Source organism: Streptomyces sp. NPDC051180 (genome assembly GCF_040689545.1).
In the GTDB taxonomy this organism is placed as follows: Bacteria; Actinomycetota; Actinomycetes; order Streptomycetales; family Streptomycetaceae; genus Streptomyces.
Map to the genome: position 1 here is coordinate 331517 of NZ_JBFBBC010000005.1, position 14046 is coordinate 345562.

Consider the following 14046-nt stretch of genomic DNA (forward strand, 5'->3'; position numbering starts at 1 on the left):
GAAGTACCTGAAGCAGATGCTTTGAGCTGCGCCCCGAGGCCCCTTCCAGGCGCCCCGGGGCGCAGTTCGTTCCACCTGAATCCGAGAGGGCTGAACCGCTCCCATGGCGAAGATCCTGAAGTTCGACGAGGACGCCCGTCGCGCCCTTGAGCGCGGCGTCAACAAGCTTGCCGACACGGTCAAGGTGACGATCGGCCCCAAGGGCCGCAACGTCGTCATCGACAAGAAGTTCGGCGCCCCCACCATCACCAACGACGGTGTCACGATCGCCCGCGAGGTCGAGATCGACGACCCGTACGAGAACCTCGGCGCCCAGCTGGTGAAGGAGGTGGCGACCAAGACCAACGACATCGCGGGTGACGGCACCACCACCGCCACCGTGCTCGCCCAGGCCCTGGTCCGCGAGGGTCTGCGCAACGTCGCCGCCGGCGCCTCCCCGGCCGCCCTGAAGAAGGGCATCGACGCCGCCGTCAAGGCCGTCTCCGACGAGCTGCTCGCCACCGCGCGCCCGATCGAGGACAAGTCCGACATCGCCGCCGTCGCCGCGCTCTCCGCGCAGGACCAGCAGGTCGGCGAGCTCATCGCCGAGGCCATGGACAAGGTCGGCAAGGACGGTGTCATCACCGTCGAGGAGTCCAACACCTTCGGCCTGGAGCTCGACTTCACCGAGGGCATGGCCTTCGACAAGGGCTACCTGTCCCCGTACATGGTGACCGACCAGGAGCGTATGGAGGCCGTCCTCGACGACCCGTACATCCTGATCAACCAGGGCAAGATCTCCTCGATCCAGGACCTGCTGCCCATCCTGGAGAAGGTCATCCAGGCCGGCGCCAGCAAGCCGCTCCTGATCATCGCCGAGGACGTCGAGGGCGAGGCCCTGTCGACCCTGGTCGTGAACAAGATCCGCGGCACCTTCAACGCGGTGGCCGTCAAGGCCCCCGGCTTCGGCGACCGCCGCAAGGCGATGCTCGGCGACATGGCCACCCTCACCGGTGCCACCGTCATCGCCGAGGAGGTCGGCCTCAAGCTCGACCAGGCCGGTCTGGACGTGCTGGGCACCGCCCGCCGCGTGACCATCACCAAGGACTCCACCACCATCGTCGACGGTGGCGGCAACTCCGAGGACGTCGCGGGCCGCGTCAACCAGATCAAGGCCGAGATCGAGTCCACGGACTCCGACTGGGACCGCGAGAAGCTCCAGGAGCGCCTCGCGAAGCTGGCCGGCGGCGTGTGCGTGATCCAGGTCGGCGCCGCCACCGAGGTGGAGCTGAAGGAGAAGAAGCACCGTCTGGAGGACGCCATCTCCGCGACCCGCGCCGCGGTCGAGGAGGGCATCGTCTCCGGTGGTGGCTCCGCTCTGGTCCACGCCGTCAAGGTCCTCGAGGGCAACCTCGACAAGACCGGCGACGAGGCCACGGGTGTCGCGGTCGTCCGCCGTGCCGCCGTCGAGCCGCTGCGCTGGATCGCCGAGAACGCCGGCCTCGAGGGCTACGTCATCACCTCGAAGGTGGCGGAGCTCGACAAGGGCCAGGGCTTCAACGCCGCGACCGGCGAGTACGGCGACCTGGTCAAGGCCGGCGTCATCGACCCGGTCAAGGTGACGCGCTCCGCCCTGGAGAACGCCGCCTCCATCGCCTCCCTCCTGCTCACCACCGAGACCCTCGTGGTGGAGAAGAAGGAAGAGGAGCCGGCGGACGCGGGCCACGGCCACGGCCACGGTCACTCCCACTGAGGCGCATAGCCCACAGCAGGTAACGAGGCCCGGTGCCCCCGTCGCGGGGGCACCGGGCCTCGGTGCGTCCTGGGCGGGGCGCCCGGGACCCGCCGCCTCGGATCCGGAGGGGCGGCGGCCCTAGCCCTCGATGGCGCCGAGCCGGCCCATCAGCCCCAGCAGGTCGTACTGCCACCAGCCCTCGACGATCTTCCCGTCGTCCCGGAACCGGTGGATGACCGTCCCGGTCATCGTCACCTCCATGCCGGTCGGCTGGAGCCCCATGAAGTCGCCGGTGTGGCTGCCCTTCCACGTCCAGCGGGTGCAGACCCGGTCGCCCTCCGCGATCTGGTCGTCCACGGTGAACGCGAAGTCGAAGCCGCCCCGCCACATCTCCACCTCGCGCCGGACCGCGTCCATGCCGATCACGTCCTGCTCGTTGGTCGGATCGTGGTCGTGGTACCCCTCCGCCAGCACCTCGTCCATCAGCGCCAGCTCCCGCTCCGTCGCGAACATCTCCAGCAGCCGCCGGGCGTTGTTCTTGTACATCGCCTCGTCCCGGACCACGTCCAGGTCCGTGAAGGTCGGCATCTCGTCACAGAGCGCCACCATCTCCCGGAAGATCCGGTCGGTCTCGGGAAGCTGCGAGTTGCGCATGGCCACGTCGTACGACGGGAACTCGACGATCTCCACGATGTGCGAGCCGTCCGACCGGTCCTTCCCGACCATGCTGTGGGTCGCGGTCCGTTTCCCCTCGGTCTGCTCGACCCACTGATCCATGAGCCGGTTCAGGTCGTCCACCCGACTCGTCTTGCAGTCGATGATCTGTACGAACGTCATGACGCCTCCCGACCGCGGTGGGACCTCTCCAGTCTAGGTGGGGTGCCTGCGGGGGGCAGGGGGAGCGCGGACACCGGGACCGGGCGGCTAGGCCGAGCGCGTCAGGTCGTCGACGAGGACCTCCTCGGCGAAGGGTTCGCCGTGGACGTAGCGGGCGATCTCGTCGAGGGCCTGGTCGGTCATGCGGTGGAGTTCGTTGCCGAGGGAGCCGGCGACGTGGGGGGTGAGGAGGACGTTGGGGAGGGTGTAGAGGGGGGAGTCGGGGGGCGGGAGTTCCGGGTCGGTGACGTCGAGGGTGGCGTGGAGGCGGCCGGAGACGAGGTGGGGGAGGAGGGCCTGCTCGTCGATCAGGGAGCCGCGGGAGGTGTTGATCAGGGTGGCGCCGTCGGGCATGGCGGCGAGCTGTGAGGCGCCGATCATGTGCCGGGTCGAGGGGAGTTGGGGCGCGTGGACCGAGACGACGGTGCTGCGGGCGCAGAGGTCGTCGAGGTCGGTCACGAGTTCCACGCCGGGCGGGGCGACGTCGACGTACGGGTCGTAGAGGAGGACCTCGATGTCGAAGGGGCTCAGGAGGTCGATCACGCGGCGGCCGATGCGGGAGGCGCCGACGAGGCCGACGGTGCGGCGGTAGTTGCCCCAGGGGGCGGACTCGACGAGCCAGGTGTGGTCGGCGCGGAGTTCGGCGTAGCGCCGGGCGGAGCCGAGGACCCGCTTTCCCGCGAAGAGGATGGCGGCGAGCGTGTACTCGGCGACGGGCAGCGCGTTGGCCGAGGCGGCCGAGGTGACGCGGAGGCCGCGGTCCCAGCAGGCGTCGGTGATGTGGTGCTTGACGGAGCCGGCGGCGTGGACGACGGCCTTGAGGCGGGGCGCGCGGTCGAGGACCTCGGGGGTCAGGGGGGTCGCTCCCCAGCAGGTGAGGAGGAGTTCGGCGTCGGCGAGGGCGGCGGCGACCCGGGCGTCGGGGGCGGTGAGGTCGTGGGCGACGAGGTGCGGGTCGGTGCGGGTGAGCGCGGCGAGCCGGTCGCGGTGGGCGTCGGTGAGCAGGCGTTCGGGAACGCCGGGGCCCATCGCGAGGAGGAGGGCGGGACGGTGGTCGGGGGCGGGGCGCATGGGGGATCCGGCCTTCCTCACTTGACGCTGCCGGCGGTGAGGCCGGCCTTCCAGTGGCGCTGAAGGGAGACGAAGGCGACGACGAGGGGGACGACGGCGAGCAGCGACCCGGTGACGACGAGGGGGTAGAAGTCGGGTTCGGCGTGGGCGTTGCTGTTCCACGCGTACAGCCCGAGGCTCAGGGGGTAGAGCTTCTGGTCGGACAGCATGACCAGGGGGAGGAAGAAGTTGTTCCAGACGGCGGTGAACTGGAAGAGGAAGACGGTCACGAAGCCGGGCATGACCATGCGCAGGCCGATGGACCAGAAGACGCGCAGTTCGCCGGCGCCGTCGATGCGGGCGGCCTCCAGGGCCTCGTCGGGGATGTAGCCGGCGCAGAAGACCCGGGAGAGGTAGACGCCGAAGGGGTTGACGAGGACGGGGATCAGCACGGCCCAGTAGGTGTTGACGACCCCGACCTCGCTGGCGAGGAGGTACATCGGCAGGGCGAGCGCGGTGGTGGGGACGAGCACGCCGAGGAGGACGAGCCCGAAGAGCGCCTCCTTGCCCCGGAAGTCGTAGACGTGGAAGGCGTATCCGGCGGCGACGCTGACCAGCGAGCAGGCGAGGGCGCCGAGTCCGGCGTAGAGCAGGCTGTTCGCGTACCAGTGGAAGTAGATGCCGTCGTTGTACTCGGCGAGCCGGCTCAGGTTGCCGCCGAGGTCGAAGCCGTCGAAGGAGAAGGCGTTTCCGGCGAGGAGGCCGCCGGCGTCCTTGGTGGCGGCGGTGAGCAGCCAGATCAGCGGGAAGAGCATGTAGACGACGGCGAGGACGAGGGCGCCGTTGACGGCGGTCTTCGAGAGCCAGCGGCCGGGGGAGCGGGTGCTCATGCGGTGCGCTCCTTCCGTGCCGTGCCGGCCTTGCGGCGGCCGGTGAACCGCGTGACGGCGAAGGAGAGCAGGGCGGCCGTGAGGGCGAGGAGCACGGAGGCGGCGGCCGCGAGTCCGTAGTCGTTGCGGTCGAAGGCCGCGGTGTACGCGTACATGTTCGGCGTCCAGGTGGAGGTGACGGCGGAGCCGGTGCCCTTGTTGAGGATCAGCGGCTCGGTGAAGAGCTGGAGGGAGCCGATGACCGTGAAGAGGCCGACCATGGCGAGGGATGCCTTGACGAGGGGGATCTTGACGGCGAAGGCGATCCGCCAGGCGCCGGCCCCGTCGACGGTGGCCGCTTCGAGGACGGAGCGGTCGATGGCCTGGAGTGCCGCGTAGAAGATGACCATGTTGTAGCCGAGCCACTCCCACAGGGCGATGTTGACGACGGAGGGCAGCGCGCCTTCGGGGGAGAAGAAGTCGAAGCCGACGCCGCCGGCCTCCATCGCCTTGACGACCGGGCTGAGCTGGGGCGTGTACAGGTAGACCCAGATCAGCGCGGCGATGATGCCGGGGACGGCGTGCGGCAGGAAGAGCGCGAGCTGGAAGAAGCGGCGGGCGCGGGCGAGCGCCGAGTCCAGCAGGAGGGCGAGGCCGAGGGCTCCGGCGAGCAGGAGCGGGATGTAGAGCAGGCAGTATCCGAGCAGGACGCCGAAGCCCTCGCGGAAGGCCCGGTCACCGAGCGCGGCGGTGTAGTTGTCGAGGCCGGTGAAGACGGTCTCGGTGCCGCCGAAGCCCAGTCCGGACTGCTTCTCGGTGAAGAGGCTGAGCCAGACCGCGTAGCCGATCGGCACCACCATCACCGCGGTGAACAGGAGGAAGAAGGGGGTCAGCAGGATCGCCGCGGCGCGGGTTCGGGCCTTCATGTCAGCCCTCGACCTTCAGGCCGCGCTTGGTGAGTTCGGCGACGGTGGCGTCGTGGCCGGCCTTGACGGCGTCGGCGATGCCGGGGCCGCCCTGGGCGATCTTGCCGAACTGGTCCTTGATCGCGGTGTTGGTGGTGCCGGTGGTCGGGCCCCAGGCCCAGTTCGGGCTGATGGACGCGCCCGCGGCCTCGAAGAGGGCGTAGATGTCCTGCCCGCCGTAGTAGCTCGCGTCGAACGCCTTCTTGGCGACGGGGCGCAGGGCCGCGGCGGCGGGGAAGGCGGAGGAGGTGCCGGAGGCGATGCGGGCCTTCACGCCGTCCTCGGTGGTGGACATCCACTCGGCGAAGGCGACGGCCGCGGCCTTCTGCCCGCTGTCCTTGGTGACGGCGAAGGAGGTGCCGCCGAGCATGCCGCTGGCGGGCTTGCCGTCCCAGGTGGGCATGGGGGCGACGCCCCACTTGCCGTCCTGCTCGGGGAGGGTCCCCTTGAGGACGCCCGCGCCCCAGGACGCGCCGAGGTAGCCGATGGTGGTGCCGTTCTTGAGGGAGCCGGTCCACTCGGGGCTGAAGGAGGCGTTCTTGTGGACGAGTCCGGCGTCGAGGAGGCCCTGCCAGTAGCCGGCGACCTTGGTGGTGGCGGGGTCGGTGGTGTCGATCTTCCAGGTCTCGTTCTCGGCCTTGAACCACTGGGCGCCGGCCTGCCAGGCCATGGCCTCGAAGGTGGTCGGGTCGTCGGGGAAGAAGGTGGCGATGCGGGCCTTGGCGTCGGCCTTCCTGACCTGCTCGGCGGCCTTCCTGAACTCGTCCCAGGTGGTGGGGACCTGGACCTTGTACGTGGCGAAGAGGTCCTTGCGGTAGAAGAACGCCTGGGGGGCGGCGTCGAAGGGGACGGCCCAGGACTTGCCCCCGAGGGTGGTGAGTTCGACGGTCTGCGGGAGCAGCTTGGCGCGGTCGGCCTCGGTGAACTCGCCGCCGATGTCCTGGAGGGCTCCGGAGCTCACGAACTCGGGGAGCGAGGAGTACTCGATGGAGACGAGGTCGGGGGCGTTGCCGGCCTTCACGGCGTTGGAGATCTTGGCGTAGCCGCCGGCGGTGCCGGAGGGGATCTCCTCGAACTTCACCTGGATGTCGGTGTGGGAGGCGTTGAAGGCGTCCACGACGTCCTTGGAGCCCTTGGCCCAGCCCCAGAAGGTGATGGTCACGGGCCCGTTCGACTTGTTCGCGGTGTCGTCACCGCCGCCGCCGCAGGCCGTGAGGACGGCGAGGGCGGTGGCGGTGCCGGCTATGACGCGGGACGTTCTGCTCCAACTACGGGTCACGGCTCGGCTCCTGAGGGCGGGGCGGCTGGGGAGGTTGTGGCCGTGATCCTGTGACCGTTCATGACCGAAGTCAAGAGCGAAAGATTGATTGATCGAAAAAAGATCAGATCGATCGTGAGACGCCGCCACCCCGCCGCGGAGGCCGTCAGTCGCCCCGCGCCCCGCACGAGGCCCGCACCCGCAGCCGCGGCAGCAGGCTCAGATGGCGCCGCGCCGGCTCCTCGTCCCGACCCTCGGTGAGCCGCTCCACGAGCAGCTCGGCGGCGTGCCGCCCCACCTGCCGCTTCGGCGGCGCGACCGCCGTCAGCGGGGTGTCGGCCAGGGCCGCGACCTCGTCGTCGTACGCGATCAGGGCGAGGTCCTGCGGCACCCGCACGCCCAGCTCGGCCAGGCGCTGCACGATCTCGATCGCGTCCACGTCGTTGTGGACCAGGGCCGCGCCCGCGAGGCCCGAGCGGACCGCGTCGTGCAGGGCGCGCACCGCCCGCTCGAAGCCCTCCGGGTCCGCCTCGGCCGGTACGGAGTCGATGACCGGGCGCGGCTCCTTCAGTCCGAGCGTGCCCAGTGCCTCGGTGTATCCCGCGCGTACCGCGAGCGCCGTCGGGGAGTCCCGCCGCGCCACGAGCAGCGGCGTCGCGTGGCCGAGGGAGAGCAGGTGGCGCAGGGCGAGCAGGACGCCGTGGCCGTGGTCGGAGACGACCCGGTCGAGGTCGTCCAGCGGGCTGCCCGGCTCGGCCCTGCGCTCCAGGAGGACGGTCGGCACCGGGAGTCCGGCCAGCCAGTCCCCGTACGCGAGCCGGTCCTCGGGGCCCCGCCAGCCGGGGGCCACGAGCACGCCCTCGGCGCCGGCGGCGAGCAGCCCCTCGGTGCGGGCGCGGTCCTCCTCGGGCCGGTAGTCCGAGATGCGCAGCACCAGCCGGGCGCCGGCGCGGGCCGCCGCCTCGTGCGCGCCGCGGATGACCTCGGCGAAGTAGTACGTGGCGGAGGGGGCGAGCAGGCCGAGGACCAGGCCCTCGCCGGGCCGTCCGGCGCCCGTGGCGCTCTGCCCCCGCGGCCAGGAGACCTGGCCGTGCACCCGGTCGAGCAGCCCCTGCCCGGCCAGCACCTCGACGTCCCGGCGTGCGGTGACGGGGGACACCCCGAGCCGCTCGGCCAGTTCGGAGACGCGGGCGGTGCCGCGCTCGCGCACCAGGGCCAGCAGTCGGTCGTGTCGTTCGGCAGCACTCTCGCGCACGGCGCAGTTCCCCCTCGCGGTGGTGGTGGTCCCTCGACCCTAGTCCCAGAAATGATCGAACGACAGGATTTTCGATCATTCGCTCGTGATCTCTTGACGGTTCGATCGGAGCCCGTCCAGGATTCCGGGCGACGCAGACGTCGTCAGGGAGCCCTCAGGGAGCATCATGCCCACGCCGCCCGAGAACCGTGAGCTCAGCCCGTACACCGGCTGGACCCGCCCCCACTGGGAGGCCACGGCCGATCGCCTGCTCCTCGCCGTCCGCCCGTACGCCTCGCCCGGCCGCGCGCTGATCGACCTCCCCGGCCCCCGCCCCAGCTGGTCGGGAGTCCGCTCCGACGGCCTGGAGGGCTGGGCCCGCACCTTCCTCCTCGCCGCCCTCCGGGTCGCGGGCGCCCACGGCGAGGACCCGCACGGCCACCTCGACCGGTACGCCGAGGGACTCGCCGCCGGCACCCGGAACCCGGGACGGGACGACCCCGACTCCTGGCCCCTGATGGCCGACACCCGCCAGGCCGTCGTCGAATCGGCCTCGGTCGCCCTCGGCCTGCGCCTCACCCGCCCCTGGCTCTGGGACCGCCTCGACGACCGCACCCGCCGACGGGTCGCCGACTGGCTCCTGCCCGCCCTCGGACCGTCCCCCGTCGACAACAACTGGTGGCTCTTCGGGCTCACCGTCGCCGGCTTCCTCCAGGACGCCGGCGTCGAGACCGACCGCGCCGCCGCCACCGTCGACCGCTCCCTGTCCCGCGTCGAGGACTGGTACCTCGGCGACGGCTGGTACAGCGACGGGGACAACCGCGCCTTCGACCACTACAACGCCTGGGCCCTCCACTTCTACCCGGTCCTCCACGCCCACCTCGCCGGCGACCGGGAGCTCCTCGACCGCTACGGCCCCCGGCTCCGCGCCCATCTCGACGACTACGTGCACCTCTTCGACGCCGACGGCGCACCCCTCCCGTACGGGCGCTCCCTGATCTACCGCTTCGCCGCGGCCGCCGCCCCCTGGCTCGGCGCCCTCACCGGGCACACGCCGCTCACCCCCGGCGCCACCCGCCGCCTCGCCTCCGGCTCCCTGCGGTACTTCCTCGACCGCGGCGCCGCCGACGAGCGCGGGCTCCTCACCCTCGGCTGGCACGGCCCGCACCCGCCGCTCGTCCAGGAGTACTCGGGACCGGGGTCGCCCTACTGGGCGTCCAAGGGGTTCCTCGGGCTCCTCCTGCCGGCCGGCCACCCCGCCTGGACCGACCCCGAGGAGCCGCTGCCCGCCGAACGGGCCGACACCGTCCGCCCCTTCGCCCCCGCCGGGCTGCTCGTCCAGACCACCGCCGCGGACGGTCTCGTACGTCTCCACAACCACGGCAGCAACCACGTGCACAGCGCGGAGGGAGCCGAGGACGACCCCGGCTACGCCCGCCACGCCTACTCCACCCGCACCGGGCCCACCGGCCCGCCCGCCCCCGCCGACAACCACTTCGCCCTGGTCGTCGACGGGAGGCCCACCACCCGCGGCCCCGCCACCCCGGCCGGCACCGGACCCGGCTGGGCCGCCTCGCTCCACCGGCCGCTGCCCGGCGTCCGGGTGCTCTCCGCGACCCTCGCGCACGGCCGCGCCGAGGTCCGCGCCCATCTCGTCACCGGCGCCCCGGAGGGGACCCCCGTACGGCAGACCGGATGGGCCACCACCCCCGGCGGGCCGCACGCCCGGCTCCACCCGGCGCACGGCTACCCGGCCGGGCACGAGGCCGGCGCACTCCCCACCGGGGAGACCCTCCAGGGGCCCGGCACCCGCACCCTCGCCCTGCACGGCACCACGAGCGGCCGCGAGAGCCTCTTCGTCGCCCTCGCCTCGCTCACGGGCGCGCCCGACCCCGTGCCCCTCACCGACCTGGCGCGCGTCCGGGTCACCGGCCGCACCCTGCACGTGACCTGGCACGACGGCTCCGCCACCCGGCTGCCGCTCGATGCCCCGGAGGCCGGGCCGGAGTGAACCGGGGGAGTGCGGAGGCTACTTCGGCCCGTACTTGCGGCCCGCCTTGGAGGAGACGCCGCCCAGCAGGCCGCGCGGCGCGAGCTTCACGACACCCATGAGGGCCTTGTAGCGCGGGTCGGGGATCGACAGCGTCTTCCCCCGGTCCAGGTCCGTCAGCGCGGCGGTCACCAGCTTGTCCGCGTCGAGCCACATCCAGCCCGGGATGTTGTCCGTGCCCATCCCGGCCCGCTCGTGGAACTCGGTCCGCACGAAGCCGGGGCAGAGCGCCATCAGCCGCACCCCGCTGCCCGCGAGGTCGCGCGCCGCGCCCTGGGTGAACTGCACGACCCACGCCTTGGAGGCCCCGTAGGTCCCACGGGGCACGAAGGCGGCCACCGAGGCCACGTTCACCACGGCCCCGCGGCCCCGCTCGTTCATCGATGCGGCGGCGGCCGAGGTCAGCCGCAGCACCGCCTCGCAGTGCACCGTGAGCATCTTGAGCTCGTCGGCCATGGAGACTTCCAGGAAACGGCCCTTGTTGCCGAAGCCCGCGTTGTTCACGAGCACGTCCACGGGCCGCTTCGGGTCGGAGAGCCGGGCCTCGACGGCTGCGATCCCCTTCTCCTCGGAGAGGTCCGCGGAGAGCACCTCGGCCTCGATGCCGTGGCGGTCGTGCAGCTCGGTCGCCTGCTCACGGAGCCGCTTCATGTCCCGTGCCACGAGCACGACGTCGTGGCCGTCCGCGGCGAGTCTCCGTGCGAAGGCGGCCCCGATGCCCGCGGTGGCGCCCGTAATCAGTGCAGTCGTCATACGGGCACGGTAATGCCCCGCCGGAGCGCTACGGCCGGCCGTACTTCTCGGCGTACTGCCGGGCCAGCGCGAGCAGTCCCGACTCCATCCACTCCGCGGCGGCCAACATGTCCGGAAGCAGGGTGCGTTCGGTGGTCGCGGCCCGGTGCAGCAGGGCGACGGTGACGCGGTGGTCCGGCCGGTGCACGACCGTGATCGGGTCGCCGGCCCGCACCTCTCCGGGCTCGACGACCCGCAGCAGCGCGCCGGGACCGGCCGTCGACGCCGTGAACCGCTTGACCCAGCCCTTCTCCCCGAGGAAGCCCTGGAAGGTGCGGCACGGGATGCGGCCGCCGGTGACCTCCAGGACCACCTCGTCGCCGATCCGCCACCGCTCGCCGATCAGGGCCCCGTTGACGTCGAGACCGCGGGTGGTGAGGTTCTCGCCGAAGGAGCCGTTGGCCAGCTCGCGGCCGAGCTCCGCCTCCCACCGGTCCATGTCCTCACGGGCGAAGGCGTACGCGGCCCGGTCGTTCCCGCCGTGGAAGCGCAGGTCGCAGACGGCGTCCCCGGCCAGCCCGCCGCCGCCGACGCCGGGCGGCCCGGGCGCCGAGATCCGCACCGGCCCGTCGACGGGGCGCTTGTCGATGCCCGTCCTTCCCGTCGCGGAGTCGGTGTACTCCGCGGCCCGGGCACGGCCCACATTCACACTCAGCAAGGTCATGAGAGCACTTTAAGGGCATCGAAGTCAAAGTCTGTGGCGAATATTGCCCGTGCAACCCAAGATTCGCTTATGCTTGAACCATGATCGAGGCCCGCCACCTCCGCGTCCTGCGCGCCGTCGCCGCCACCGGCTCCTTCTCCGCCGCGGCGCGGGAACTGGGCTGCACCCAGCCCGCCGTCAGCCAGCAGATGAAGGCCCTCGAAGCGTCGGCCGGCACCCCGCTGCTGATCCGCACCGGCCGCGAGATGCGGCTCACCCAGGCCGGCGAGGTCCTGGTCCGGCACGCCTCCGGCATCCTGGCCGGACTCACCGCGGCCGAGGAGGAGGTCGCCGCGATCGCCGGGCTCCGGGCCGGCCGCGTCCGCCTGGTCTCCTTCCCGAGCGGCAGCTCCACCCTCGTCCCCACCGCGCTCGCCGCGCTGCGGGCCGCGCACCCCGGCACCCGGGTCTCGCTCGTCGAGGCCGAACCGCCGCGCTCGATCGACATGCTCCGCGAGGGCGACTGCGACGTGGCCCTCGCCTTCCGGTACGGAGCCGGGCAGGCCGAGTGGGACGACCTGGTCGTCCGGCCGCTGCTCGCCGACCGGCTCGTGGGCCTGGTGCCCGAGGGACACCGGCTCGCCGACGCGGGCGCGGTCGGCATCGCGGAACTCGCCGACGAGTCCTGGATCGCCGGCTGCCCGCGCTGCCGCCGCCAGCTCGTGGACGTCTGCGAGGAGGCGGGCTTCACCCCCCGCATCGACTTCGCCACCGACGACTACCCGGCCGTGGTGGGCCTGGTGGGCGCGGGCCTCGGCGTGGCCGTCCTGCCGGAGCTGGCCATCGAGTCCGTCCGCCCCAAGGGCGCCCGGACGGTGACCGTGGAGCCGGCCGTCGAGCGCGAGATCGTCGCCCTGACGCTGCCCGACCTGGCCCAGGTCCCGGCCGTCGCCGCCACGCTGGACGAGCTGACGCGCGCCGCCGCGCGCGCGTAGAGGGCATCCCCCGCGCCGGACGGCGCCCGTCGGGGCGCGTCCGGCGCGCGCAGGGGCCCGCCGCGACGGCCAGAGTCCGCCACGCGCGCGCGGGCATGCCCGACACGCGCGTGCGCGCGGCTTACCGGATCAGTTGAAGAAACGTTCCTTCACATACGCTCCACGATCGGCCGGCCCGCGGCCGCGGGCGATGTCGTCATGGGTGTCATGGGAGTCATGGGCGCCGTGCTCGCGGCCGACGCGGTCGTCGGTGCCGCCGAGATCAGGCGGTTCCGGGCGCGTCCCATGAGCTCTTCGCGTTCGTCCTCGGTGAGGCCGCCCCATACGCCGTAGGGCTCCCGCACGGCGAGTGCGTGTGCCGCGCACTCCGCGCGTACCGGGCACCGCATGCAGACCTCTTTCGCCGAGTTCTCACGCGCACTCCGTGCCGCGCCGCGCTCTCCCTCGGGGTGGAAGAACAGGGAGCTGTCGACGCCGCGGCAGGCCGCGAGCAGTTGCCAGTCCCACAGATCGGCGTTGGGTCCGGGAAGGCGGGAGAAATCTGCCATTGCGCTTGTCCCCTTGAAACCGTGTCGAACGGATAGGTGGGCGGGTGGATGGCTGATCAGCGGGGCCTCCGGGTCCCCGACAGGTCGAGGTGTGCACACCTACTGTCGAAGTAGATGTAAATATGACTCATTGCGAATCTAGCCACAGACACTGCGAAAAGGGAAGAAAAGCCGCTAAATGGGGCATAGCTTTCGATCTGGGGCGAGCGACCCCAACGCTCTGCTCCGTGCGCGGCCCCTCACGCAGAGTGCCGAAGTCGTGCGTCCGCCCCGTAACTCTTTCGAGTGACCGTCGTTGAGTGTGTGGAAGCGGTTGAAGGAACAAGTGATCGGGCAGGTGTCCGAGAGCGTCAATCGCACAGGTGACGATTACGTACAGCCCTGGAGGCTCAAGGTGACGCGCTACAGCTGCGAGAGCCGCGGAGGTCAGGCATGACATCCGTCCTCGTCTGCGACGACTCCCCGCTTGCCCGAGAGGCGCTCCGCCGCGCGGTCGCGACCGTGCCCGGCGTCGAGCGCGTGACCACCGCGGCCAACGGCGAGGAAGTCCTCCGCCGCTGGGGCGCGGACCGCTCGGACCTGATTCTGATGGACGTACGCATGCCCGGTCTGGGCGGCGTGGAGACCGTCCGCCGGCTGCTCTCCGCGGACCCCGGCGCCCGCATCATCATGCTGACGGTCGCCGAGGACCTCGACGGCGTCGCGCTCGCGGTCGCCGCGGGCGCCCGCGGGTACCTGCACAAGGACGCCTCGCGCGCCGAGCTGCGGGCCACCGTCACCCAGGCGCTCGCCGACCCCACCTGGCGGCTCGCCCCGCGCCGGCTCCGTTCGGCCGAGATGGGCGCCGCGCCCACCCTCACCGCGCGCGAGATCCAGGTCCTGGAGGGCATGAGCCACGGCCGGTCCAACGCGGAGATCGGGCGCGAGCTCTTCCTCTCCGAGGACACGGTCAAGACGCACGCGCGTCGCCTCTTCAAGAAGCTGGGTGCGTCCGACCGGGCGCATGCCGTCGCGCTCGGATTCCGCTGGGGCCTGGTCCGCTGAATCGCAGG

General features: G+C 72.0%; 12 protein-coding genes and 1 pseudogene. 4 read left to right on the forward strand and 9 right to left on the reverse strand.

Translation table 11 applies throughout. The annotated features are described in order from the left end of the window. The first annotated feature begins 103 nt into the window (after positions 1 to 103). Positions 104 to 1732 (forward strand): chaperonin GroEL, encoded by a 1629-nt coding sequence (groL, locus tag AB0424_RS12945; protein ID WP_366304642.1) that lies wholly within the window; start codon positions 104 to 106, stop codon positions 1730 to 1732. 120 nt (positions 1733 to 1852) lie between these two features. On the opposite strand, the gene AB0424_RS12950 is transcribed toward groL, so the two are convergent. The 6 genes from AB0424_RS12950 to AB0424_RS12975 all read right to left on the reverse strand — a co-directional run bounded on the left by AB0424_RS12950 (position 1853) and on the right by AB0424_RS12975 (position 7987). After that, on the reverse strand, positions 1853 to 2551 hold the full coding sequence (locus AB0424_RS12950) for an ester cyclase (RefSeq protein WP_366304643.1): 699 nt from the start codon (positions 2549 to 2551) through the stop codon (positions 1853 to 1855). An 87-nt stretch (positions 2552 to 2638) separates the two neighbouring features. Continuing rightward, complete coding sequence (locus tag AB0424_RS12955) at positions 2639 to 3661, reverse strand: hydroxyacid dehydrogenase (RefSeq protein WP_366304645.1); 1023 nt, start codon at positions 3659 to 3661, stop codon at positions 2639 to 2641. A 17-nt stretch (positions 3662 to 3678) separates the two neighbouring features. Then, a complete protein-coding gene (locus tag AB0424_RS12960) occupies positions 3679 to 4530 on the reverse strand; it encodes a carbohydrate ABC transporter permease (protein ID WP_366304647.1) in 852 nt (283 codons plus the stop codon). Beyond that, positions 4527 to 5435, reverse strand: coding sequence for a sugar ABC transporter permease (locus tag AB0424_RS12965; RefSeq protein ID WP_366304649.1), 909 nt, complete (start codon positions 5433 to 5435; stop codon positions 4527 to 4529). The genes AB0424_RS12960 and AB0424_RS12965 overlap by 4 nt, the downstream gene beginning before the upstream one ends. Before the next feature lies 1 nt (position 5436). After that, positions 5437 to 6753, reverse strand: a complete 1317-nt coding sequence (locus AB0424_RS12970; RefSeq protein ID WP_366304651.1) for a sugar ABC transporter substrate-binding protein — start codon at positions 6751 to 6753, stop codon at positions 5437 to 5439. A gap of 145 nt (positions 6754 to 6898) precedes the next feature. Continuing rightward, positions 6899 to 7987 carry a substrate-binding domain-containing protein gene (locus AB0424_RS12975; protein WP_366304653.1) on the reverse strand — a complete coding sequence of 363 codons (1089 nt, stop codon included), beginning with the start codon at positions 7985 to 7987 and terminating at the stop codon, positions 6899 to 6901. A gap of 166 nt (positions 7988 to 8153) precedes the next feature. On the opposite strand from AB0424_RS12975, the gene AB0424_RS12980 reads away from it, so the two are divergent. Continuing rightward, entirely contained in the window at positions 8154 to 9977 is a 1824-nt protein-coding gene (locus AB0424_RS12980; protein ID WP_366304655.1) for a DUF2264 domain-containing protein, read from the forward strand. Positions 9978 to 9995: 18 nt separating this feature from the next. Here the strand turns inward: AB0424_RS12980 and AB0424_RS12985 are convergent, their stop codons facing one another. Together AB0424_RS12985 and AB0424_RS12990 are read right to left on the reverse strand one after the other, a co-directional pair. Beyond that, positions 9996 to 10769: an SDR family NAD(P)-dependent oxidoreductase gene (locus AB0424_RS12985; protein WP_366304657.1), complete on the reverse strand. Its 774-nt coding sequence runs from the start codon at positions 10767 to 10769 to the stop codon at positions 9996 to 9998. 28 nt (positions 10770 to 10797) lie between these two features. Beyond that, positions 10798 to 11472, reverse strand: coding sequence for an MOSC domain-containing protein (locus tag AB0424_RS12990; protein WP_366304659.1), 675 nt, complete (start codon positions 11470 to 11472; stop codon positions 10798 to 10800). An 80-nt stretch (positions 11473 to 11552) separates the two neighbouring features. On the opposite strand from AB0424_RS12990, the gene AB0424_RS12995 reads away from it, so the two are divergent. Next, positions 11553 to 12446, forward strand: a complete 894-nt coding sequence (locus AB0424_RS12995; RefSeq protein WP_366304661.1) for a LysR family transcriptional regulator — start codon at positions 11553 to 11555, stop codon at positions 12444 to 12446. Positions 12447 to 12691: 245 nt separating this feature from the next. On the opposite strand, the pseudogene AB0424_RS13000 reads toward AB0424_RS12995, so the two are convergent. Then, positions 12692 to 12994 (reverse strand): annotated as a pseudogene (locus tag AB0424_RS13000) (WhiB family transcriptional regulator); the annotation flags it as partial. A gap of 432 nt (positions 12995 to 13426) precedes the next feature. Here AB0424_RS13000 and AB0424_RS13005 point away from each other — a divergent pair. Continuing rightward, positions 13427 to 14038: a response regulator transcription factor gene (locus AB0424_RS13005; protein ID WP_003948568.1), complete on the forward strand. Its 612-nt coding sequence runs from the start codon at positions 13427 to 13429 to the stop codon at positions 14036 to 14038. Positions 14039 to 14046: the final 8 nt, after the last annotated feature.

Excerpts from the sequence above, each read along its gene's own strand:
- groL (WP_366304642.1), top strand. The coding sequence starts at position 104 with ATGGCGAAGATCCTGAAGTTCGACGAGGACGCCCGTCGCGCCCTTGAG.
- AB0424_RS12950 (WP_366304643.1), bottom strand. The coding sequence starts at position 2,551 with ATGACGTTCGTACAGATCATCGACTGCAAGACGAGTCGGGTGGACGAC.
- AB0424_RS12955 (WP_366304645.1), bottom strand. The coding sequence starts at position 3,661 with ATGCGCCCCGCCCCCGACCACCGTCCCGCCCTCCTCCTCGCGATGGGC.
- AB0424_RS12960 (WP_366304647.1), bottom strand. The coding sequence starts at position 4,530 with ATGAGCACCCGCTCCCCCGGCCGCTGGCTCTCGAAGACCGCCGTCAAC.
- AB0424_RS12965 (WP_366304649.1), bottom strand. The coding sequence starts at position 5,435 with ATGAAGGCCCGAACCCGCGCCGCGGCGATCCTGCTGACCCCCTTCTTC.
- AB0424_RS12980 (WP_366304655.1), top strand. The coding sequence starts at position 8,154 with ATGCCCACGCCGCCCGAGAACCGTGAGCTCAGCCCGTACACCGGCTGG.
- AB0424_RS12985 (WP_366304657.1), bottom strand. The coding sequence starts at position 10,769 with ATGACGACTGCACTGATTACGGGCGCCACCGCGGGCATCGGGGCCGCC.
- AB0424_RS12990 (WP_366304659.1), bottom strand. The coding sequence starts at position 11,472 with ATGACCTTGCTGAGTGTGAATGTGGGCCGTGCCCGGGCCGCGGAGTAC.
- AB0424_RS12995 (WP_366304661.1), top strand. The coding sequence starts at position 11,553 with ATGATCGAGGCCCGCCACCTCCGCGTCCTGCGCGCCGTCGCCGCCACC.
- AB0424_RS13005 (WP_003948568.1), top strand. The coding sequence starts at position 13,427 with ATGACATCCGTCCTCGTCTGCGACGACTCCCCGCTTGCCCGAGAGGCG.